Below are 19631 nucleotides of genomic sequence, written 5' to 3' on the forward strand. Positions count from 1 at the left end.
GTTCTAGCGTTTTCCCGGGAGGGCGGCATGGTCAGACTGGACAGGATCACCACGCGCGGCGGCGATAGCGGGCAGACCTCGCTCGGCGACGGCACGCGGGTGACCAAGGATTCGCTGCGCATCGAGGCGATCGGCGCGGTCGACGAGGCCAATGCCGCGATCGGCCTGCTGCGGCTGCACACGGAGGGCGGGCCGGACGCCATGCTGGCGCGCATCCAGAACGATCTGTTCGACCTCGGCGCCGATCTCTGCGTGCCGGGGGATGGCGCGGCGGAGGAAGGCGGCCGCGCCCGGCTGCGCATGGCCGACAGCCAGTGCGCCCGGCTGGAGGCGGAGGTGGCATCGATGAACGAGGCCCTGCCGCCGCTGCGCTCCTTCATCCTGCCCGGCGGCACGCCGGCGGCGGCACATGCCCACCTGGCGCGCACCGCGGCGCGGCGGGCCGAGCGGGTGGTGGTGGCGCTGATGGCGGCCGAGCCGGTGAACCCGGCGGCGCTGCGCTACCTCAACCGCCTCTCGGACCACCTCTTCGTGCTCTCCCGCGCGTTGAACGCGGGGGGTGATGTGCTCTGGGTGCCGGGGGGAGAAAGATAAGGGTTCTTTTTTGGAAAAAAGAACCAAAAAACCTTTTCGAGTTGGCGTTGCGCCCTGAGTGACAGCGCCGCGCCAGACTCGAAAAGTCTTTTTGCTTCTTTTTCTTCAGAAAAAGAAGAATCCCTGCCTAGAACATCCACCCCAGCGCCTGCGCGCCGAACCAGCACAGCACCGCCAGCACGCCGGTGGCGAACAGGCAGCCGGCCAGGGTGATGCCCAGCCCCACCCCCACCACGCGGCTGTCCTGCTCCACCACGCCCAGCGCCATGATGATGGTGCCGAAGGCGGGCGGCCCGTTGGTGCCCGGCCCGGGCAGGATCAGCATGAGGGCGGAATAGACCGTCATCCACCCCACCAGCCGCTCGGCGAAGGGGGTGGTGAACCAGCCGGGGCGGGGCCGCACGAACCGCTCCACATGCCGCAGCCCGGTGGAGGAGGCGGAGGCCAGGCGCAGCAGGTCGGTGCGCTTCACCGTGCGGCCGGCCAGGAAGCGCGGCAGCTTCGGCACCCGCCAGCCCAGCCCCATCTGCACGCCCAGGATCAGCATGGGCAGGCCGAACACGCTGGCCATGCCCGGCAGCAGGCTGGGCAGGCAGAGCAGCAGGATCAGCAGCCCGAAGGCGCGCTCGCCGAAGGCCTCCGCCATCTCGCCCAGGCTGATCCGTTCGCCGGGGAAGGTCGCCGCCACCTCCGCCACGATGCGGGAGATGGGCGCGGACTCGTCATGCGCCGTCGCGGCCGGGGCGGAAGCCGGGGCAGGCGGCATCGTATCGAGCATCAAGGAAGCCTTGTCCTGTTGCTGGCGGTCGCGCGCTGTCTCAGTGCCGGCGCGGCGCGGACGCTTTCCGGGGGCGCCTGGCAGGGCATTCCGCTGCGGCGCCTGCTTCTGTCCCGACTGGGCCGGAAAGGCCAGCTTTTCCGTTCATCCTCGCTCCTTGCGCCGGTGGGGGCCGCCCGGATGCGGCCGTCCCGCGGCATGACGCCGTGTTAATCTTCGCGAAGATGAGGGTGGCGGGGGAGGGCTTCAACGCCCGCGTCCGGGCCGGTTGCGCTTTTCCCCGGCCCGGCGATGCTGGCCCGGCCCATCCCCCGCCCTCCAGGAGGCCCCGCCGATGCAGCCTGTCGATCTCGCCCTCTGCCTGGCGGTGGATGTCTCCGCCAGCGTGGATTTCGACGAGTTCGGGCTGATGGTGGGCGGCCTCGCCGCCGCCTTCCGCGCGCCGGACATCGCCGAGGCCTGCACGGCCGGGCCGCGCGGGGCGGTGGCGGTGTCGCTGCTGTTCTGGTCCTCGGCGCAGGAGGTGGCGGTGCCCTGGGCGCGCATCGCCGGCGCGGCGGAGGCGGAGGCGCTGGCGGAGGCGATCGGCAACGCGCCGCGCCTGCCGGGTCCGGGGGCCACCGCGCTCGGGCCCGGCATGGCGGCGGGGCTGGCGCTGCTGGCGCGCTTCGGGGGGGAGGCCGGGCGGCTGGTGCTCGACGTCTCGGGCGACGGCGCCCACAACCAGGGCCGCCTGCCCGGCCCGGTGCGGGATATCGGGGTGGGGGCCGGCGTCACCATCAACGGGCTGGCCGTGCTGAACGAGGAGCCGGAGCTGCTGGCGCATTACGAGGCGGAGGTGATCGGCGGCCCCGGCGCCTTCGCCATGAACTGCGCCGACTATGCCGATTTCGCCGACGCCATCCGCCGCAAGCTGCGGCGGGAGATCCTGGGCGGCACGCTGGTGGCCTGAAAGCGCGCGCTTCCCCTTCCATTTCGGCTGGCCAGGGTGCAGCCTGGGGGTGGCTGTTTGTGCAGAGGCGCGGGTCGGGCCCGCCGGCTTCCGGATGGCCTTCCCCGAAGAGTTCGTCAGGACCGTCCTCATGCTGTTGCTCATTCCCGGCCCCGTGCAGACCCGCCCCGAAGTGCGGGCGGCCATGGCCGTGGACATCGCCCCCTGGGACCGCGACTTCGCGCCCGAATACATCGCCATCCGCGAGAAGGTGCGGGACCTGGCCGGCGGCGTCGCCGGGCGGCATGTCTGCCTGCCCCTGCAGGGCGCCGGCCACTTCATCACCGAGGCGGCGGTGCGCACCTTCGTGCCCCCCGGCTCCGGCAAGCTGCTGATCCCGATGAACGGCGCCTATGCCGAGCGCATGGCGCGGCTGGCGCGGGAGGCCGGGCGCGCCGTGGTGGCGCTGCCCGCGCCCGACACGCAGGGCGTGGCGCCGGAGGCGGTGGCCGCGGCGCTGGCCGCCGACCCGTCCATCACCCATGTCGGCGTGGTCTATTCCGAGACGGGCAGCGGCATCGTCAACGACGTGCCGGCGATCGGCGCGGTGGTGCGGGCGGCGGGGCGGCGGATGATCGTCGACGCCGTCTCGGCCTTCGGCGCGCTGCCCTTCAGCCTCAGCGAGCAGCCGGAGGTGGATGCCGTCGTCTTCACCTCCAACAAGTGCATCGAGGGGCTGCCGGGCATCGGCTTCGCCATCTCCCCGGTGGAGCGGGTGGAGGCGGCGCGCGGCAACGCGCAGTCCTGGTCCTTCGACCTCGCCGATGTGTACGACACGGCGCAGCGCGCCGGCTGGGGCAGCTTCCGCTTCACGCCGCCGGTGCAGGCGCTGCACGCCTTCGGCGTGGCGCTGGACATCTACCTGGCGGAAGGCGGCCAGCCCGCGCGCCTCGCCCGCTACCGCGAGAATTGCCGCATCCTCTACGAGGGCGCGCAGCAGCTCGGCCTGCGCCCCTACCTGGACTGGGAGCACCAGGGCCCGATCATCGCCCTGTTCCACCAGCCGCAGGTGCCGGGCTTCGATCTGCAGCGTTTCGTCGAGGCGCTGAAGCGGCGCGGCGTGCTGATCAGCAATTTCCACAACACCGAGGCGCCGACCATGCGGATCGGCTGCATCGGCCATGTCGGGCCGGACGAAATGCGCTTCGCGCTCAACGCGCTGCGCGGGGCGCTGGAGGAGATGGGCGTGCGGCGGCGCGACGCTGCTTAGAAGGGAAGGGTTCTTTTTTGTAAAAAAGAACCAAAAAACTTTTTCGAGTTGGCGTTGCGCTCTAAGCAGAAGCGGAGCGCCAACTCGAAAAGTCTTTTTGCTTCTTTTTCTTCAGAAAAAGAAGATGGCTTTTACAATCCCAGCTTCCCCGCCAGATCCTCCAGGCTTTCCGCCACCACCTCCCAATCCTGCTCCGGGCGCAGGTCGGTCGTCTGCCCCGGCCCGTGCTCGGTGGGGCGCGGGATGAAGGCGGTGCGCAGCCCGCAGCGCCGGGCGGCGGCGAGATCCCCATTGTGCGCGGCGACGAGCGCGATCTGCGCCGGCCGCAGCCCCAGCACCTCGGCGGTGCGGAGATAGGCCTCGGGCGAGGGCTTGTAGGCCTGCGCCACCTCGGCGCCGAGGATGGCGTCCCAGGGCAGGCCGGCGCGCTTGGCCATGTCCAGCATCAGCGCGATGTTGCCGTTGGAGAGGGGCGCGATGATGTAGCCCGCCTTCAGCCGGGTGAGGCCCGCCACCGAATCCGGCCAGGGGTCCAGCCGGTGCCAGGCGAGGTTGAGTTCGGTCAGTTCCACGTCCGGCACGCGGGCCGGGTCGATGCCGAATTCCGGCAGCACCTGCTCCAGGTTCTCGCGGTGCAGCACGTCGAGCCGGGTGAAGGGGCGGCGGCCGCTGCGCACCTCCTCCATGGCGGGGGAGTAGCGGCGGCGCCAGGCATCGGCGAAGGCCGCCGGGTCGGCCCCCGCCGCGCCGTGGCGCGCGAGGAAGGGCGCCGCCTCCCGCGCCACGCCCTGGCGCCAATCCACCACCGTGCCGAACACGTCGAACACCAGGGCGCGCACATCCTGCAGCATCGTCTCTCTCCCTTGTCGTTGGCGGCCGCCGGCTAGGCCGGCATGCCGAGCTCGTCCTGCCGGCGCTTGTCCAGCTCCTCGCTGTAGCGGCGGAGCAGGTAGGAGGCCTTCAGCAGCCCCAGCACGCGGGAGGTGTCCTTCTGCTCCACCACCGCCAGCGCCTCGGCATCGGTGGCGTCGAACAGCGCCATGGCCTGCTTGGCGTTCAGCGCCGGCAGCAGCACCTGGTCCTTCAGGTGCACGAGGCCGGCCACGGTGTCGCTCTCGGCCAGCTCCGGCGCGTGCGCCTCGGCCACCAGGATCAGCCCGGCGTAGCGCTCCGCGCTGTCGAGGGCGACGACATGCGTCACCGAGCCGAGCGGGAATTCGCGGCGGAAGGAGGAGATGCGGGTGTCGTCCCGCACCGTGCGCACCTCGCGCCGCATCAGCTTGCCCACCGTCAGGTCGCGCAGCCAGCCGATGTCATGCGCGCTGCGGATCGCCTCGCCGCGCAGGTGGAAGCGCCAGGTGGCGAAGGAGTAGCCGAACAGCCGCCGCACCGTGGTGGCCGAGACGATGACGGCCACCACCACCACCCCCGCCACGGCGAAGCTCTGCGTCGTCTCCAGTGCGATGAAGGTCATGGCGAGCGGCGCGCCGATGACGGCGGCGCCGAAGGCGCTCATGCCGATGATAGCGGCCAGCAGCGGGTCGATGGTGATGCCGAGCCAGGCGGCGGGCACCACCGCCAGCTTGCCCACCAGCGCCCCCAGCAGCAGCGAGGCGAAGAACAGCCCGCCGCGGAAGCCGGCGCCGATGGAGATGGCCGAGGCCAGCGCCTTCAGCAGCAGCAGCACGAGCAGCGGCAGGGCCGAGCCCTCCACCACGAAGGTGAGGTGCAGCGCGCCATGCCCGGCCGAGAGCACCCCCGGCGTGACCTGCGCCAGCCCCCCCACCGCCAGCCCGCCGATGGCCGGCCGCAGCCAGGCCCAGGGCACGGCGCGGCGCAGCCCGCCTTCCACCAGCGTGACGCCGCGCATCAGCGCGATGGCCGCCAGCCCGCAGAGCAGGCCGATGGCCAGCGCGAGGCCGCCATCGCCCCAGTCCGGCGCGCCGAGGCCGGCGGCGGAGAGCACCGGCGTGCCGCCGCCGATCAGCGCCCCCGCCGCCGTGCCGGCCACCGCCGCGCCCAGCACGGGCGCCAGATGTGCGATGGCGTAGCTGCCGATCACCAGCTCGAAGGCATAGAAGGCGCCGGTGAGCGGCGCGTTGAAGGAGGCAGCGATGGCCCCCGCCGCGCCGCAGCCCACCAGCAGCCGCAGATCGCCCCGCCGCAGGCCGAAGGCGCGGCCGAGGCGCGAGGCGACGCCGCCGCCGGCCTGGGTGTAGGCCGCCTCCAGCCCGACCGAGGCGCCGAAGCCGTTGGAGAGCAGGTTCTGCGCCCCCACCACCACCCCGTCCCACAGCGACATGCGGCCGCCATGCAGGGCATTGGCCTCGATCGGGTCGATCGGCTGGCGCGGCCGCCAGCGGGCCAACCCCAGCCCCAGCAGGCCCAGCAGCAGCCCGCCCGTGGCCGGCGCCAGCAGCAATACGAGAGGCTCGGCGCCCTGCAGCACGCTGAGGCCGTGCGCGCTCTCCGGGCCGAACAGCAGCCAGTGCAGCCCGCGCGCCGCCAGCCCCAGCAGCGCCGCCAGCACGCCGCTGAACAGCCCCGCCAGCACGCCGAGGCCGATGATGCCGATCTCGCTCTGCCGGACGGCGTCGCGCAGGCTGGAGGTGGCGTGGCGGGATTGCAGCCAGCGGCGCAGCGGCATCAGCCGGCGTTGTCCATCTCGGGGGTCCAGCCGCAGGCGGCGAAGGCGGGGCGCAGGGCGGGGGGCACGGGGGCGGTGGCCTCCAGGGGCGGGATGAGGGGCAGGGCGATGGCGCGAGCCAGCAGGTGCAGCCCGCCCGGCGCCGCGGTGCCATAGAAGGGGTCGCCCAGCATCGGCCAGCCCCGGGCGGCGCAATGCACGCGAAGCTGATGGGTGCGGCCGGTCTCGGGGCGCAGCTCCAGCCAGGCGAGGCCGCCCGCTGGACCTGGGGCCCGGCCCTTCACCCGCCAGCGGGTCAGCGCCGGCTGGCCCTCGGGGTGCGCCTCCATCCGCCAGCCGGTGGCGGCGCTGCTCACCTTGCGCAGCGGCAGGTCGATGCGGCCCGATTGCGCCGCCGGGCCGCCCACCACGATGGCCCAGTAGGTTTTCCGCGCGCGGCCCCCGGCGAAGAGGGCGCCCAGCTCGGCCAAAGCCGGTTTGGTGCGGCCGAGCACGAGGCAGCCGGCGGTGTCGGTGTCCAGGCGGTGCGCGGGCTGGGGGGGGCGCTTCTTGCCCAGCGCCAGGGCGGGCAGGAAATCCTCCAGGCTCGGCCCGCCGCGCGGGCCGGCATGGACGGGCAGGCCGGCGGGCTTGTCGATCACCAGCACCGCATCGGTCTGCGCCAGCAGTCTGAGAGGGGTGCCGCCCCTCTCAGGCTCTCCCCGCCAAGAACCTGAGGTTCTTGGATATCCCATCAGGCGGCGTGGGCGGGAACCCGCTGCGTGCTCTCGGCCCAGGCGAAGTACAGCGCGCGCGCCTTCTGCGCGACGGGGCCGATCGGCAGGGCGCGGCCCTCGAAATTGGTGCAGTACTGCACCTTGCCGAAATTGCCGGTGGCGAAGATCTCGTCCGCCTCGCGCAGCATCTGCGGCGTGATGATGCACTCGCGCGCCTCGATGCCGGCCTCGCGCAGCAGCCCCAGCACGCGGGAGCGGGTGATGCCGGCGAGGTAGGTGCCGTTGGCGATGGCGGTCATCACCACGCCATCCTTCACCATCATCAGGTTGGAGGTGGCGAACTCGGCCACATTGCCCTCGTGGTCGCACACCACGGCGTTCTCGAAGCCCTTCTGGCGCGCGTAGTTCGCGGCGCGGGAGGAGTTCGGGTAGAGGCAGGAGGCCTTGGCGTCGGTCGGCGCCATGTCGGCGGCGGCGCGGCGGAAAGGCGCCATGCAGGCGGAGAAGCCGCGGCTCGCATCCGGCATCGGCGCGTCATAGATCGCCAGGATGAACTCGGTGCTCTCCGGGTCCGGCTGCGCGGCGCCGATGCCGCGGCGGATGAAGAATTGCGGGCGGATGTAGAGCTCCGCGTCGGCCGGCATCATCGCCACGCCCTCGCGGCACAGCGCCTCGATCTGCTGCGCCGTCATGGTCGGCTTCATCAGCATCGCCTCGGCGCTGCGGATGACGCGCTGGCAGTGCAGGTCGAGATCCGGCACCAGGCCGCGAATCGCCCGCGCGCCGTCGAACACCACCGAGCCCAGCCAGAAGGCATGGTCCATCGGGCCGAGCACCTTCGGCTCCTCGGTCATCCACTTGCCGTCGTGCCAAAAGACGCCCGCCATGGAACTGGTCCTTGTTGCTTGCTGGAAGAGGCCGGGAAGACTGCCACGGGCGGCACGCCAGGAGAAGGGCGCCAGAACGCCGGACAAACACCGGAGAAACGCCGGACGGACGCTGGACGGGGCGCGGCCGCCATGCTGCAACCGCGCCCTCACAGCCGAGAACGTTCTCAGATGCCGCGCCTCAGCCTCGCCGAAGCCCATGCCCTCGCCACCGCCGCGCTGCGTGGCGCGGGGGCCAGCCCGGGCATGGCCGCCAGCACCGCCCGCGCCCTGGTGGCGGCCGAGGCGGCGGGGCAGGGCGGGCACGGCCTCTCCCGCGTGCCGCACTATGCCGGCTTCCTGCGCCAGGGCCGGGCCGATGGCGCGGCGGAGCCGGTGCTGCGCGCGGCGCGCGGCGGCACGGCGCTGATCGACGCGCGGGACGGCCTCGCCTTCCCGGCGCTGGAACTGGCGGTGGCCGAGGGGGCGGCGCGCGCCCGGGCGCAGGGCGTGGCCTGCATCGGCATCACCAACAGCCACCATTCCGGCGCCATGGGGCTGCCGGTGCGGGCGCTGGCGGCGGAAGGGCTGGTGGCGCTGGCCTTCACCAACTCCCCGGCGGCCATGCCGGTGGCGGGCGGGCGCCGCCCGCTGCTCGGCACCAACCCGGTGGCCGCCGCCTTCCCGCGCCGTGGCGCGCCGCCGCTGGTGATCGACCTCGCCCTCTCCGCCGTGGCGCGCGGGCGCATCGCCCAGGCCGCCCAGGCCGGCGCGCCGATCCCCGAGGGCTGGGCGCTGGACGCGGCGGGCCGCCCCACCACCGATGCCCGCGCCGCCCTGGACGGCGCCATGCTGCCCCTGGGCGGCCCCAAGGGCGCGCTGCTGGCGATGGTGGTGGAGCTGCTCTGCGTCGCCCTCACCGGCGCCGCCTTCGGCTTCGAGGCGGACAGCTTCTTCGCGCCCGAGGGCAACCGGCCGCGGCTGGGGCAGGCGCTGCTGGTGGTGGACCCGGGCGCCCTGGCCGGCCAGGCGGCGTTCCTGGAGCGGGTGGAGGCGCTGGTCTCGGCCATGCTGGCCGAGGACGGGGTGCGCCTGCCGGGGGCGCGGCGCGACGACTTGGCGGCGCGCGCCGCGCGGGAGGGGATCGAGCTGCCGGCGGCGCTGCTGGAGGCGCTGCGGGCGCTGGCGGGCGAGCTGCGCGCCGCCGCCTGAGGCAGGGGCGGGGGAGGCGTGCCGGCCTCCCCCACGATCGGTTGTCAGTCGGCGCTCACGCCGAAGGCGTCGGGGTAGCCGAACAGGCCGACGGCGCCGCCGGTGTGCAGGAACACCACGTTCTCGTCCTTGCCGAAATGGCCCTTGCGGACCAGGTCGATCAGCCCGGCCATGCCCTTCCCGGAATAGACGGGGTCGAGCAGGATGCCCTCCTGCTCGGCCAGCAGCTTCACCGCCGCCACCATGCCCTCGGTGGGGATGCCGTAGCCCTGGCCGACATAGTCGCAATTCGCCACCACGTGCTCGGGCTTGACGATGCCCTCCAGCCCGAGATGCGCGGCGGTGCGCTGGGCCAGCGCCAGCACGTTGGCCTCCTGCTTCTCGCGCGGCGCCCGCACGCCGATGCCGAGCACGGGGATGCCGGCGTTCAGCGCCACCAGCCCGGCCACCAGGCCCGCCTGGGTGCCGGCGCTGCCCGTGGCGTGCACCACATGGTCGATCCGCAGCCCCATCTCGGCCGCCTGGTTCACCAGCTCCAGCGCGGCGTTGACATAGCCGAGTGCCCCCACCGGGTTGGAGCCGCCGCCGGGGATGACATAGGGCTTGCGGCCCTGGGCGCGCAGCTCGGCGGCCAGCGCCTCCATCTCGGCCGCCATGTCCGTGCCGCCGGGGCGGCGGGAGACGGTGGCGCCGTGCAGCTTGTCCATCAGCACGTTGGCCGACTGGGTGTAGGCGGCATCGGTGTAGCCGGTGCGGTCCTCGAGCAGGATGTGGCAGGCGAAGCCGAGCTTGGCCGCCGCCGCCGCCGTCTGCCGCGCGTGGTTGGACTGCGTGGCGCCCTGGGTGATGACCGTGTCGGCGCCCTGGGCGCGCGCCTCGGCCATCAGGAATTCCAGCTTGCGGGTCTTGTTGCCGCCGGTGGAGAGGCCGGTGCAGTCGTCGCGCTTGATCCAGAGCTTCGGGCCGCCCCCAGGGCCGGACAGGTGGCGGGTGAGGTTCTCCATCGGCTCCAGCGGCGTCGGCATGTGGCCGAGGCGGATGCGCGGGAAGCGGGCCAGGTTCATGGGCGGTCTCCTCTGTCGGCCGGATGGCCGGGCTTGGTTGGCGCGCAGCCTAGGCCGCTCTGCCGCGCCCTGCCAAACCGGCGCCGCCGGTGCTATGCCCGGCCCGGCCATGAAGCCCCCCCGCCCCCCCTCCTTCCCCGCCCGGCCCCCGCAGCCCCGCCCCGCCGCGCCCCTGCCGCCGGCGGCGTCCGCCCGCCCGCCGCGTCCGGCCCTGCCGGAGCCGGACCGGCTCTGCGGCCCGGTGGCGGTGGCGGCGGCCTTCGCGCACCGGCCCGACGCGGTGCTGCGGCTGTTCTACGCCCCTTCCCGCAGGGCCGAGGCCGGCCCCCTCTGCGCCCGCCTCGCCCGCGCCCGGAAGCCTTATCGCGAGGTGCCGCCGGAGGAACTGGCGAAGATCGCCGGCACCACCCACCATGGCGGCATCGTCGCCATCGCCGCGCCGCGCCCGGTGCCGCCGCTGCCGCACCCCGAGGCGCTGCCGGCGGGGCTGCTGCCGGTGCTCGATGGCGTGGGCAACCCGCACAACCTCGGCGCCATCGCCCGCTCGGCCGCCTTCTTCGGCTGCCGCGCCCTGCTGCTCTCGGGCGATCCGCGCCAGGCCGGGCTGTCGGACGCCGCCTGGCGCACCAGCGAGGGGGGGCTGGAGGCGCTCGCCCTCTACCGCGCGCCGGACCTGCCGGCGGCGCTGCGCGCGCTCGCACCGCGATACCTCACCGTGGCCGCCGTGGCGCGCGGCGGAGTCGCGCCGGCGGCGCTGCCACGCGGCCGGCCCGTCGCCCTGGTGCTGGGCAATGAGGAGCAGGGGCTGGCGGAAGAGACCGTCTCCGCCTGCGCCGCCAGGGTGACCCTGCCTGGTTCGGGGCTGGTGGAGAGCCTGAACGTTTCGGTGGCGGCGGCCGTGCTGATGCACGCCCTGGTTGAGGGCGATAACATTCGCGCCATTTAAACCCTTGTCGTCTGGACAGGAAGAAGCCAGAAACCGCCCCCGGAACCATCCGGAGGCTCCCAAGACCATGACCATCCGCCGCCGTGCCCTGCTGGGCGCCGCCGCCACCTTCCCCGCCGCCTCGGCTCTTGTCGCGCCGCATGTGGCGCGGGCCCAGTCGGCCTTCCCCTCCCGCACCATGCGCATCGTGGTGCCCTTCGCCGCCGGCGGCTCGGTCGACATGACCGGGCGCCTGATGGCGCAGATGCTGCAGCCCGTGCTGGGCCAGTCCGTCGTCGTCGACAACCGCGGCGGTGCCGGCGGCAATCTTGGCGCCGCCGAGGTGGCGCGCTCGGAGAAGGACGGGCACACCATGCTGCTCGGCTCCGCCTCCATCCTGGCGGCCAACAAGTTCCTGTATGCCAAGTCCATGCCGATCGACCCGCTGGCCGACCTGGCGCCGGTGACGCGCGTCACCACCGGCACGGTGTACATGACGGTCAACGCCAACAGCCCCTACAAGACCTTCCAGGACGTCATCGCGGCGGCCAAGAAGGACCCGGGCAAGCTGACCATGGGCTCCTCGGGCACCGGCACCATCAGCCACCTGACCATCAGCAAGGTGGCCAAGGCGACCGGCGCCGAGATCACCCACGTGCCCTACCGCGGCGGCGCGCCGGCCCTGCAGGACCTGCTGGCCGGCAACATCGACATGATGTTCGACGTCATCCCGCTCTCCATGGCGCATGTGCGCGAGGGGCGGCTGCGCGTTCTGGCCGCCGCCAGCGCCGAGCGCACCACCTTCTCCGACGACCTGAAGAACGTGCCGTCGATGAAGGAGCTGCTGCCCGGCTCCGGCATCGACATGCAGTCCTGGTACGGCATCAACGTGCCGGCCGGCGTGGCGCCCGACCGCATCGCGGTGCTGCACAAGGCGATCGTCGGCGTGGTGGACACCGCCGAGTTCCGCTCCAAGATGGAGCCGAACGGCTTCACCACCATCGTCGACAAGAGCCCGGCCGAGTACGGCGCCTACATCAAGGCGCAGGAAGCGGTGTGGAAGGGCCTCGTCGAGGAATCGGGCGCCAGCCTCGACTGAGGCGCCGGCCCGGGGGCGCGGCCCCCGGGCGACCGCCGGGGGAACCGCGTTCCCCTGGCTCCCCCGCCGGGGTCAGGCCCAGAGAGGGTCGCTCTCCAGGGATGGCGAGGCTGCCGCCGTCGCCTGGCGCGCGGCGCTCAGCAGGTAGCTGCCGGTGCCGTAGCCATCCGCCCGCGCCACCAGGTAGTGGATGCCGCTGGCCGTGGCCGTGAAGTCGAGATGCGCGTTGTCGTTGGCGCCGTCATCATGCATGCGCAGCAGCGTGCCGCTGGCGTCGCGCAGTTCCAGCAGCGGATCGGCCAGGGTGCCGTGATAGGTGGCGGCGCCGCGCAGGTCGAAGCTGTAGCTGCGCCCGGCGGCGAGCTTCACCGCGAAGACATCCGTATCCCCCGCACTCTCCACCCGCCCGACGCGGGAAAGCCCCACCGCGATGTCGCCCTGCGGCGCGGTGTTGTCCGCCAGGCTGTCGCGCAACGTGTCGAAGAAGCCGCTGCGCAGCGTGTAGCTGCCGGTGCCGGCGCCATCGGCCATGGCGTGCAGGTGGTAGGTGCCGCCCTGGGTGGCGACGAAGGGCGGCGTCGCGCAGCTCCAGCCGCGTATCGGCCAGGGTGCCGCCGCCGCTTGGCGCGCCGCGCAGGTCGAAGCTGTAGCCCTGGCCGGCGCGCAGGGTGATGCCGAACACGTCCACGTCGCCCGCGCTCTCCACCCGCCCGACGCGGGAGAGGCCGGCGGTCAGGCTGGCCGCCGGCGCGGAGGTGTCCGCCAGGCTGTCGGGGATGGTGTCGAAGAAGCCGCTGCGCAGCGTGTAGCTGCCGGTGCCGGGTCGCGCGCCGCAGTGAAGGCGAGGGGCGTGTCCGCGCCGCTGGCCAGCAGCGTGCCGGCCACGTCGCGCAGCTCCAGCTCGGCGTGCGCCAGCGTGCCGCCGCGCAGCGTGAAGCTGTAGCCCTGGCCGGCGCGCAGGCTGACGCTGAACACGTCCACATCGCCCGCGCTCTCCACCAGGCCGGCGCGGGAGAGGCCGGCCGTGAGGCGGCCCAGCGGCGTCGTCACGTCGGTGATGGCGTCGCGGTAGTCGTCGGCCGGCAGCAGGCCGGCGGTGCCGAGCGTCTCGCCGGAACCCAGGAAGCGCACGAACTCGATGCCGCGCAGCGTGTCCGTGGCCCCGAGGCCGGCCGCCTGGAGCAGCCCGGCGGTGCCGCTGAACACGTAATCGGCGCGCAGCCCGGCGAGCACCGCCGTGTCGATGCCCGCGCCGCCGTCGAGCAGGTTGGCGGCGACGTTGCCGAACAGCGTGTCGTCGCCCGTGCCGCCGGTGGCGTTCTCGATCAGCGCGCGGGTGTCGCCCGCGTGCAGCAGGGCGTTGGCCACGTTGCCGCGCGCCCTCTGCCCGTCGCCGAGATAGGCGAGCTGCGCGGTGGCGGTGAGGCTCCATTCCCCCGGCCGCAGGTCGATCCGGACGCCGCCGCCATAGGCGGAGAAATCGTAGGTGTCGATGCCGCCGCCATCCCACACCGTCATGAAGACGCGGTTGCCGCCCGGCGCGCCCTGGCCCGCGCCATCGACCGATAATTCGCCGCTCAGCGGGTTCCAGCGATAGGTCGTGTCGCCGGCGCGGGTGGCGTAGTTGGCGCCGTACATGTGCTGCAGCGCGGCGATGTCGCCCATCATCAGCGACTGCGCGTAGCCCCAGCTCTCGTTGGTATAGCCGCCGGGGACGGAGCCGACATGGCTCCGGTAGGTCATCACCGAGTATTCCATCGAGTCGCGCGCCGCCGGCAGGGGGCCGAACGCGTCCGTCTCGTGCCCGTGCTTCAGGCCCAGCGCGTGGCCGGTCTCGTGCAGGAAGGTGTGGAAGGCGTAGTTGCCGGGGCGCGGCGCGAGGTAGTAGCCGCTGCCCGTGCCGAACCAGGCATCGCCGCCCTCCGGGGAGGCATGCGGGTAGTAGGCCCAGGCCGTGCCGGGCTGCGCGGACTGGGCGAAGCGCAGATCGGCGCCGCCCGCCGCCGCCCCGCCCGCCGCGGTGAAGCGCAGTCCGCTGACGGCGGCGAACATCGCCAGCGCCGCCTGGACGGCGTCCTGCTGCGCCGCGTTGAGCGGCGCGAAGCCCGCCTGCGGCTCGCCCGAGCCATAGCCGCCGCCATACTGGCCGGCCCCGGTGGGAAAGCCGTAGGTGAGGTCGAGGCTGGCCCACCGCTCCCCGGAGAGGAGGCCGTCGGTGTCCTGGTCCCCGGCGGGGCCGACGCTGATGGTGGTCAAGAGGTTGCGTCCTTCGGTCCGGCCGGAAGGATACGGGCGGGAAGGACAAGGGCAAAGCCGGAGCAGGCCGGGCCCCTGACTTCCGGCGCGGGCGGCGTCCTGGCGCACCGTCCCGCGCATCGGGTTCTGGGGCATCGGGTTCTGGGGCATCGGGTTCCCGGGCGTCGGGTTCTTAGGCATCGGGGCGGCCCTTGAGAAAAGATGATCGGGTGCGTCCGCCATCCGCGGGCTTGGGCCGGGCCGCGCCGATTGCCGCCCGGCGCGCCGCGCCCTTATCCTCCGCCGACCCTGGCCCGAGGAAACGCCCGAATGACGCGCCGCACCGCCTCCGCCTCGATTCCGCTGCTCCTCGGCGCCACGCTGCTGGCGCCCGCCGGGCTGCGCGCCGCGCCGCCCGAGCCCGGCCCCGGCTGCCCGGATGCCGCCGCCATGCGCGCCATGGCCGCCTCGCTTCTGGCCAAGGCTCCCGTGCAGCCCTTCGGCCGCAGCCTGACGCTGGAGGACGGGCTCTGCGCCCAGTCCCGCCTGGTGCCCGCCATGCGCGAGCACCTGGGCGAGCCGGTGGGCTGGAAGGTGGGGCTGACCAACGCGGCGGCGCAGAAGCGCTTCGGCGTCTCCCACCCGCTGGCCGGCCCGATCTACGCCGCCACGGTGCGCGCCAGGTCGGGCGACACCCTGCCGGCCGACTTCGCCGCCGTGCCGGTGGTGGAGGCCGACCTGATCGTGCGGGTGAAGGACGCCGCCATCGCCGAGGCGGGGGAGGACCATGTCGCCATCCTCCGCCAGATCGACCAGGTCATCCCCTTCATCGAGCTGCCCGACCTGGCGCTGGCCGATCTCGGCAAGATGGACGGGCCGAACCTGCTGGCGATCGGCGTCGGCGCCCGGCTCGGCGTGGTGGGGGAGCCGATCGTGCCGGAGGCGACGGAAGCCTTCGCCGCGCGCCTCGGCAGCATGACCGTGCGCTTCGCCCACGACCAGAAGGAGCTGGCCAGCGCGCCCGGCACGGCGCTGCTCGGCCACCCGCTGAACGTCATCCCCTGGCTGGTGCAGGACCTGAAGGCGCGCGGCATGGCGCTGAAGGCGGGGGACCTGATCTCGCTCGGCGGCTTCTCCCCCGCCATGCCGGCGGAGAAGGGGCGCACCTACACCACCACCTACACCGGCCTCGCGGCCGAGCCGGTCTCGGTGCGCGTCACGCTGGAGTAGCGCCGCCCGGCCCGCGGGCGGCCGCCTCCCCGGAGGCCCCTTCTTTTTTTGCAGCCTGGTCGATCTCGCGCTCCAGGAACAGGTTCAGCACGGTGCGCAGCGTGGCGATGGCGGCGAGCTGGCCGATATCGTCCCAGCTCGGCGCCACCACGGTGCGCAGGATGTCGGCGGCCAAGGTGAATTCCAGCGCCACCATCAGCCAGCGCGCCAGGTGCAGCCGCGCCGCCTGCTTGGCGGCGTCGCGCCCCTGGCCGGAGCGCAGCCGCAGCAGCGCCAGCACGCGCCACGCCGCCTCGGCCACGGCGCCGGCGATGATCAGCGCCGCCGCCACCTCCACCGCCAGCACCACCCACCCCACACCGCGCAGCACCATCTCTTCCATGCCGGCGCAACGCGTGCCGGCCGCCCGGGTTCAACAGGGAGGTGCATTTCCATGGACACTCTCTTGGCCCTGGCCCTTGACCCTGGCGCCCGGCCGGCGCATCGCCCTATCTCCGCATCCCCGCCCGGAGGTTCCGCCCCGCCATGCTCGCGCTCCGTGTCATTCCCTGTCTGGACGTGAAGGACGGCCGCGTCGTGAAGGGCGTCAACTTCGTCGCGCTGCGCGATGCCGGGGACCCGGTGGAGCAGGCCCGCGCCTATGACGCCGAGGGCGCGGACGAGATCACCTTCCTCGACATCGGCGCCACGCACGAGAACCGCGACACCATGTACGACGTGGTCTCGCGCACCGCGGCGGAGGTGTTCATCCCGCTCACCGTCGGCGGCGGCGTGCGCTCGGTCGAGGATGTGCGCCGCCTGCTGCTCGCCGGCGCCGACAAGGCCAGCATCAACAGCGCCGCCGTGACCGACCCCGAGCTGGTGCGGCGCGCGGCGGAGGCGTTCGGCAGCCAGGCCATCGTCGTCGCCATCGATGCCCGGAAGGTGGGCGAGGGGCGGTGGGAGGTGTTCACCCATGGCGGCCGCCGCGGCACCGGCATCGACGCGCTGGGCTGGGCGGAACAGGTGGCCTCCCTCGGCGCGGGCGAGCTGCTTGTCACCTCCATGGACCGGGACGGCACCAAGTCCGGCTTCGATCTCGAGCTGCTGCGGGCGCTGCGGGGGCGGGTGCGGCTGCCGCTTCGTCGAGGGCGCGCAGGCCGGGGCCACCGGGCTGCTCGCCGCCAGTGTGTTCCACTATGGGGAGATGCGCATCGGCGAGGCCAAGGCGGCGCTCGCCGCCGCCGGCCTGCCGGTGCGCCCGCTTCCCGCCAGCAAGGTCGCCTGAACCGATGGCCAAGGACATGAAGAAGAAGGCCGTGAAGGCCAAGGTCGCGCCGAAGGCCGCGCTGAAGAAGGCGGTGGCGAAGAAGGCGGTGGCGAAGAAGGTGGCGGTGCAGAAGCCGGCGGCCAAGAAGGGCAAGGCGGCGCTGCCGCTGCCGCCCACCATCCCGGCCGTGGCCAAGCCGCGCAAGGCGGCGCTGAAGGCCGAGGCGCGCCACCTCGAGCCGCTCTCCGTGCCGGTGACGGGCGACATCGAGGTGCTGCGCCGGCTGTGGGAGACGGTGGAGGCACGCCGCCTCTCGGGCGACACCACCCTGTCCCACTCCGCCCGGCTGATGGCGCGCGGCACCGCCAAGGTGGCGCAGAAGCTGGGCGAGGAGGCGGTGGAATGCGTCATCGAGGCGACGCAGGGCAACCGCGAGGCCACCATCCTGGAGAGCGCGGACCTGCTCTACCACCTGATCGTCGTCTGGGTGGATGCCGGCATCCGCCCCGAGGAGGTCTGGGGCGAACTGGTGCGGCGCGAGGGCATCTCCGGCATCGCCGAGAAGGCCGCCCGCCCGAAGGGCATCGTCCGCGCCGCCGAGACCACCAAGCTGCCCTGACGCCAGTTTTCCTGAGGCCAGCCTCCCTGAGGCCTCCTTCGCCCACGGACCGAACCCACAGGAGAGAGGAAGACGCCATGCCCGTGTCCGGAATGCCGCCCTATGACGGGGGCAACATCTTCGCCCGCATCCTGCGCGGCGAGATCCCGGCCAACAAGGTGCATGAGGACGAGCATGCCCTGGCCTTCCACGACATCGCGCCGCAGGCGCCGGTGCATGTGCTGGTGATCCCGAAGGGGCGCTACGTCTCGGTGGCGGATTTCTCCGCCGCCGCCAGCCCGGAGGAGATGGCGGGCTTCTGGCGCGCCGTCGGGCTCGTGGCGCGGCAGCTCGGGCTGGAGGGCCAGGGCTACCGCGTGCTGACCAACATGGGCGAGGATGCCGGCCAGGAAGTGCCGCACTTCCATGTGCACATCCTGGGCGGCAAGCCGCTCGGCGCCATGCTGGTGCGCGGCTGAACAGAAAGGGCGGCCCCTTGACCGGGCCGCCCCCCATAGCCATCCCTCAAGGAATGGCCGATCTCACCGCTGAGGCGGAAGCGCGCGCCGCGCTGGACGCCGCTGGAAAACTGCCGGATGCCGAGCTGGATCTCGGCGCCGTCGCCCTGCAATTCGCCCGCATCGACGCCCCTGAGGCGGATTGGCGGGCTGCCGAGCGGCATCTCTCCGACCTGGCCCGCGCCATGGTCGAGGCCGCCATCGCCACGCCGGACGCCGACCGCGGGGACGCTGGCCGCCGCCTGGCCGTGCTGGCCGAGGTGCTGCATGGCCGCTTCGGCTATGCGGGGGACCAGGAGGGATACGACGCCCCCGCCAACGCCAACCTGATCCATGTGATCGAACGCCGGCGGGGCCTGCCCGTGGCCCTCGGCATCCTCTGGCTGCATGCCGCCGAGGCCGCCGGCTGGGGCGCGCACGGGCTGGATTTCCCCGGCCATTTCCTGATCGGGCTGGAAGGCACGCCGGGGCAGGGGGTGCTGGACCCGTTCAACGGCGGCGCGCCGCTGCAGGCGCCCGAGCTGCGCGGCCTGCTGAAGCGCATGCAGGGGCCGCAGGCGGAGCTGCGGCCGGACCTGCTGGCGCCGGTCGGCAAGCGGGACGTGCTGCTGCGGCTGCAGAACAACCTCAAGCTCCGCCGCCTGCAGGCCGGCGACATTCCGTCCGCCATGCGCTGCGTGCAGGACATGCTGCGCGTCGCCCCCGCCGCCGCCATGCTGTGGCGCGAGGCGGCGCTGATGCATCAGCGGCTGGACGAGATCGGCGCCGCGCTGCAATGCCTGGACCGCTTCCTGGCGCTGGTGCCGCCCGGCAGCGAGGCGGCGCAGCGGGCGCGCCTGCTGGCGGTGGAGCTGCGCCAACGCCTGCACTGAGGCGCCTGCGCCGGGCCGCCTGCACCGGGTCGTCTGCATTGGGCCGCCTGCACCGGGTGGGGCGGCGCCTGTCCGGCCCGCGCCCCTGCCGCCTCAGTTGACGTCCTCGCCCGGGGCGATGCCCCAGATCTGGCTGCGCTTCAGGTAGCCGCGGTGGCTGCCCACCTGCACCTCGCACCAGGCGCCGTCGGCGCGGCAGCTGCGCAGCCGGCCCACCACGCCCGGCATCAGCCGCGCCACCACCGGGCTGGCCTCCGACTCGCTGCCATGCATCTCGTGCGGGCCCTCGCCGCGCGCCAGGAAGGTGCGGCGGCCGGCCAGGGTGGACTGGTGCACCCAGCCTTCCGTGCCCTCCATGTCGCGGATGCGGCGCCACTGGTTGTATTCGCGCAGGATCTCCACCGGCAGGTCGCGCCGCTGGTAGGTCCATTCGATCGGGTAGCGCGTGTCGGGGCCGATGCGCAGGTTCACCTCGTCGCTGCGCAGCGAGACGAAGCGCGGGATCGGCAGGCCGGTGACGCTGCCCACGCTGGGCTGCTGCAGCTCGGTGGGGGTGGGAGCCGGGCTGGCGGGGGGCGGCGCGGCCTGTCCGGCGGCGGCTGCGGCGGCACCGGCTGCGGCCCCTGCGGCGGCTCCGGCGGCCGCGGTGCCGGCGCGGGGCCGCTTCACCGGTGTCTGCGGCGCGCTCTGGGTGGGGGGCGTGCTCCCGGCCGCGGCGGGCGGGGTGGACGCGGAAGGCGGCGCCACGCGGACGGCGCCCGGCGGCGCGGTGAGGCGCTGCGCCGGCGGGGCCGCCATGCGGCCGGAGGCCGGCGGGGTGGCGCGGC

20 protein-coding genes and 1 pseudogene are annotated in these 19631 nt (G+C 73.5%); 11 read left to right on the forward strand and 10 right to left on the reverse strand.

The features are described from left to right. The first annotated feature begins 27 nt into the window (after positions 1-27). Positions 28-594: a cob(I)yrinic acid a,c-diamide adenosyltransferase gene (locus ACFOY6_RS17525; protein ID WP_379651786.1), complete on the forward strand. Its 567-nt coding sequence runs from the start codon at positions 28-30 to the stop codon at positions 592-594. 127 nt (positions 595-721) lie between these two features. On the opposite strand, the gene ACFOY6_RS17530 is transcribed toward ACFOY6_RS17525, so the two are convergent. Beyond that, positions 722-1372 (reverse strand): exopolysaccharide biosynthesis protein, encoded by a 651-nt coding sequence (locus tag ACFOY6_RS17530; protein ID WP_245906152.1) that lies wholly within the window; start codon positions 1370-1372, stop codon positions 722-724. Between the two features lie 334 nt (positions 1373-1706). Here ACFOY6_RS17530 and ACFOY6_RS17535 point away from each other — a divergent pair, with 334 nt between their 5' ends. Both ACFOY6_RS17535 and ACFOY6_RS17540 read left to right on the forward strand, forming a co-directional pair. After that, a complete protein-coding gene (locus tag ACFOY6_RS17535) occupies positions 1707-2324 on the forward strand; it encodes a DUF1194 domain-containing protein (RefSeq protein WP_379651787.1) in 618 nt (205 codons plus the stop codon). Positions 2325-2454: 130 nt separating this feature from the next. Further along, entirely contained in the window at positions 2455-3573 is a 1119-nt protein-coding gene (locus tag ACFOY6_RS17540) for a 2-aminoethylphosphonate--pyruvate transaminase (RefSeq protein WP_379651788.1), read from the forward strand. 131 nt (positions 3574-3704) lie between these two features. On the opposite strand, the gene ACFOY6_RS17545 is transcribed toward ACFOY6_RS17540, so the two are convergent. The 4 genes from ACFOY6_RS17545 to ACFOY6_RS17560 are packed head-to-tail and all read right to left on the reverse strand — an operon-like array spanning position 3705 to position 7823. Continuing rightward, positions 3705-4424 (reverse strand): haloacid dehalogenase type II, encoded by a 720-nt coding sequence (locus ACFOY6_RS17545; RefSeq protein WP_379651789.1) that lies wholly within the window; start codon positions 4422-4424, stop codon positions 3705-3707. A gap of 32 nt (positions 4425-4456) precedes the next feature. Continuing rightward, complete coding sequence (locus tag ACFOY6_RS17550) at positions 4457-6220, reverse strand: chloride channel protein (RefSeq protein ID WP_379651790.1); 1764 nt, start codon at positions 6218-6220, stop codon at positions 4457-4459. Beyond that, positions 6220-6954, reverse strand: coding sequence for an RluA family pseudouridine synthase (locus tag ACFOY6_RS17555; protein WP_456316945.1), 735 nt, complete (start codon positions 6952-6954; stop codon positions 6220-6222). The genes ACFOY6_RS17550 and ACFOY6_RS17555 overlap by 1 nt, the downstream gene beginning before the upstream one ends. Beyond that, a complete protein-coding gene (locus ACFOY6_RS17560) occupies positions 6954-7823 on the reverse strand; it encodes a branched-chain amino acid aminotransferase (protein WP_109515887.1) in 870 nt (289 codons plus the stop codon). The genes ACFOY6_RS17555 and ACFOY6_RS17560 overlap by 1 nt, the downstream gene beginning before the upstream one ends. A 171-nt stretch (positions 7824-7994) precedes the next feature. Between ACFOY6_RS17560 and ACFOY6_RS17565 the strand changes: the two genes are divergently transcribed. Next, positions 7995-9014, forward strand: a complete 1020-nt coding sequence (locus tag ACFOY6_RS17565) for an Ldh family oxidoreductase (RefSeq protein WP_379651792.1) — start codon at positions 7995-7997, stop codon at positions 9012-9014. A 44-nt stretch (positions 9015-9058) separates the two neighbouring features. Here ACFOY6_RS17565 and cuyA read toward each other — a convergent pair whose 3' ends face one another. After that, entirely contained in the window at positions 9059-10078 is a 1020-nt protein-coding gene (gene cuyA / locus ACFOY6_RS17570) for a D-cysteate sulfo-lyase (protein WP_109515889.1), read from the reverse strand. Positions 10079-10187: 109 nt separating this feature from the next. On the opposite strand from cuyA, the gene ACFOY6_RS17575 reads away from it, so the two are divergent. Together ACFOY6_RS17575 and ACFOY6_RS17580 are read left to right on the forward strand one after the other, a co-directional pair. Next, complete coding sequence (locus ACFOY6_RS17575) at positions 10188-11024, forward strand: TrmH family RNA methyltransferase (protein WP_379651793.1); 837 nt, start codon at positions 10188-10190, stop codon at positions 11022-11024. Between the two features lie 67 nt (positions 11025-11091). Beyond that, positions 11092-12102 (forward strand): Bug family tripartite tricarboxylate transporter substrate binding protein, encoded by a 1011-nt coding sequence (locus ACFOY6_RS17580; protein ID WP_379651794.1) that lies wholly within the window; start codon positions 11092-11094, stop codon positions 12100-12102. 72 nt (positions 12103-12174) lie between these two features. Here the strand turns inward: ACFOY6_RS17580 and ACFOY6_RS17585 are convergent, their stop codons facing one another. Both ACFOY6_RS17585 and ACFOY6_RS17590 read right to left on the reverse strand, forming a co-directional pair. Continuing rightward, positions 12175-12633: a hypothetical protein gene (locus tag ACFOY6_RS17585; protein WP_379651795.1), complete on the reverse strand. Its 459-nt coding sequence runs from the start codon at positions 12631-12633 to the stop codon at positions 12175-12177. A gap of 201 nt (positions 12634-12834) precedes the next feature. Continuing rightward, a complete protein-coding gene (locus ACFOY6_RS17590) occupies positions 12835-14358 on the reverse strand; it encodes a M10 family metallopeptidase (protein WP_379651796.1) in 1524 nt (507 codons plus the stop codon). Positions 14359-14667: 309 nt separating this feature from the next. On the opposite strand from ACFOY6_RS17590, the gene ACFOY6_RS17595 reads away from it, so the two are divergent. After that, positions 14668-15567, forward strand: coding sequence for a 2-keto-4-pentenoate hydratase (locus tag ACFOY6_RS17595; protein ID WP_109515892.1), 900 nt, complete (start codon positions 14668-14670; stop codon positions 15565-15567). Here the strand turns inward: ACFOY6_RS17595 and ACFOY6_RS17600 are convergent. Next, on the reverse strand, positions 15554-15949 hold the full coding sequence (locus tag ACFOY6_RS17600; RefSeq protein ID WP_109515893.1) for a DUF1622 domain-containing protein: 396 nt from the start codon (positions 15947-15949) through the stop codon (positions 15554-15556). The two genes, ACFOY6_RS17595 and ACFOY6_RS17600, sit on opposite strands and share 14 nt — an antisense overlap. A gap of 143 nt (positions 15950-16092) precedes the next feature. Between ACFOY6_RS17600 and hisF the strand changes: the two are divergent. From hisF to ACFOY6_RS17620, 4 genes and pseudogenes are all read left to right on the forward strand, one after another. Beyond that, positions 16093-16834: pseudogene (gene hisF / locus ACFOY6_RS17605) on the forward strand (imidazole glycerol phosphate synthase subunit HisF). A gap of 16 nt (positions 16835-16850) precedes the next feature. After that, positions 16851-17435 carry a phosphoribosyl-ATP diphosphatase gene (locus ACFOY6_RS17610; protein WP_379631619.1) on the forward strand — a complete coding sequence of 195 codons (585 nt, stop codon included), beginning with the start codon at positions 16851-16853 and terminating at the stop codon, positions 17433-17435. Positions 17436-17512: 77 nt separating this feature from the next. After that, positions 17513-17893 (forward strand): histidine triad nucleotide-binding protein, encoded by a 381-nt coding sequence (locus ACFOY6_RS17615; protein WP_109515896.1) that lies wholly within the window; start codon positions 17513-17515, stop codon positions 17891-17893. A 53-nt stretch (positions 17894-17946) separates the two neighbouring features. Beyond that, positions 17947-18804: a SirB1 family protein gene (locus ACFOY6_RS17620; protein WP_109515897.1), complete on the forward strand. Its 858-nt coding sequence runs from the start codon at positions 17947-17949 to the stop codon at positions 18802-18804. Positions 18805-18897: 93 nt separating this feature from the next. On the opposite strand, the gene ACFOY6_RS17625 is transcribed toward ACFOY6_RS17620, so the two are convergent. Next, on the reverse strand, positions 18898-19631 hold a 734-nt coding region (locus ACFOY6_RS17625), incomplete at its 5' end, for an SH3 domain-containing protein (protein ID WP_379651797.1).

The organism is Teichococcus aestuarii, assembly GCF_042651065.1.
GTDB classification, from domain to species: Bacteria; Pseudomonadota; Alphaproteobacteria; order Acetobacterales; family Acetobacteraceae; genus Pseudoroseomonas; species Pseudoroseomonas aestuarii.

Excerpts from the sequence above, each read along its gene's own strand:
- ACFOY6_RS17525 (WP_379651786.1), top strand. The coding sequence starts at position 28 with ATGGTCAGACTGGACAGGATCACCACGCGCGGCGGCGATAGCGGGCAG.
- ACFOY6_RS17530 (WP_245906152.1), bottom strand. The coding sequence starts at position 1,372 with ATGCTCGATACGATGCCGCCTGCCCCGGCTTCCGCCCCGGCCGCGACG.
- ACFOY6_RS17535 (WP_379651787.1), top strand. The coding sequence starts at position 1,707 with ATGCAGCCTGTCGATCTCGCCCTCTGCCTGGCGGTGGATGTCTCCGCC.
- ACFOY6_RS17540 (WP_379651788.1), top strand. The coding sequence starts at position 2,455 with ATGCTGTTGCTCATTCCCGGCCCCGTGCAGACCCGCCCCGAAGTGCGG.
- ACFOY6_RS17545 (WP_379651789.1), bottom strand. The coding sequence starts at position 4,424 with ATGCTGCAGGATGTGCGCGCCCTGGTGTTCGACGTGTTCGGCACGGTG.
- ACFOY6_RS17550 (WP_379651790.1), bottom strand. The coding sequence starts at position 6,220 with ATGCCGCTGCGCCGCTGGCTGCAATCCCGCCACGCCACCTCCAGCCTG.
- ACFOY6_RS17555 (WP_456316945.1), bottom strand. The coding sequence starts at position 6,954 with ATGGGATATCCAAGAACCTCAGGTTCTTGGCGGGGAGAGCCTGAGAGG.
- ACFOY6_RS17560 (WP_109515887.1), bottom strand. The coding sequence starts at position 7,823 with ATGGCGGGCGTCTTTTGGCACGACGGCAAGTGGATGACCGAGGAGCCG.
- ACFOY6_RS17565 (WP_379651792.1), top strand. The coding sequence starts at position 7,995 with ATGCCGCGCCTCAGCCTCGCCGAAGCCCATGCCCTCGCCACCGCCGCG.
- cuyA (WP_109515889.1), bottom strand. The coding sequence starts at position 10,078 with ATGAACCTGGCCCGCTTCCCGCGCATCCGCCTCGGCCACATGCCGACG.
- ACFOY6_RS17575 (WP_379651793.1), top strand. The coding sequence starts at position 10,188 with ATGAAGCCCCCCCGCCCCCCCTCCTTCCCCGCCCGGCCCCCGCAGCCC.
- ACFOY6_RS17580 (WP_379651794.1), top strand. The coding sequence starts at position 11,092 with ATGACCATCCGCCGCCGTGCCCTGCTGGGCGCCGCCGCCACCTTCCCC.
- ACFOY6_RS17585 (WP_379651795.1), bottom strand. The coding sequence starts at position 12,633 with ATGGCCGATGGCGCCGGCACCGGCAGCTACACGCTGCGCAGCGGCTTC.
- ACFOY6_RS17595 (WP_109515892.1), top strand. The coding sequence starts at position 14,668 with ATGACGCGCCGCACCGCCTCCGCCTCGATTCCGCTGCTCCTCGGCGCC.
- ACFOY6_RS17600 (WP_109515893.1), bottom strand. The coding sequence starts at position 15,949 with ATGGAAGAGATGGTGCTGCGCGGTGTGGGGTGGGTGGTGCTGGCGGTG.
- ACFOY6_RS17610 (WP_379631619.1), top strand. The coding sequence starts at position 16,851 with ATGAAGAAGAAGGCCGTGAAGGCCAAGGTCGCGCCGAAGGCCGCGCTG.
- ACFOY6_RS17615 (WP_109515896.1), top strand. The coding sequence starts at position 17,513 with ATGCCCGTGTCCGGAATGCCGCCCTATGACGGGGGCAACATCTTCGCC.
- ACFOY6_RS17620 (WP_109515897.1), top strand. The coding sequence starts at position 17,947 with ATGGCCGATCTCACCGCTGAGGCGGAAGCGCGCGCCGCGCTGGACGCC.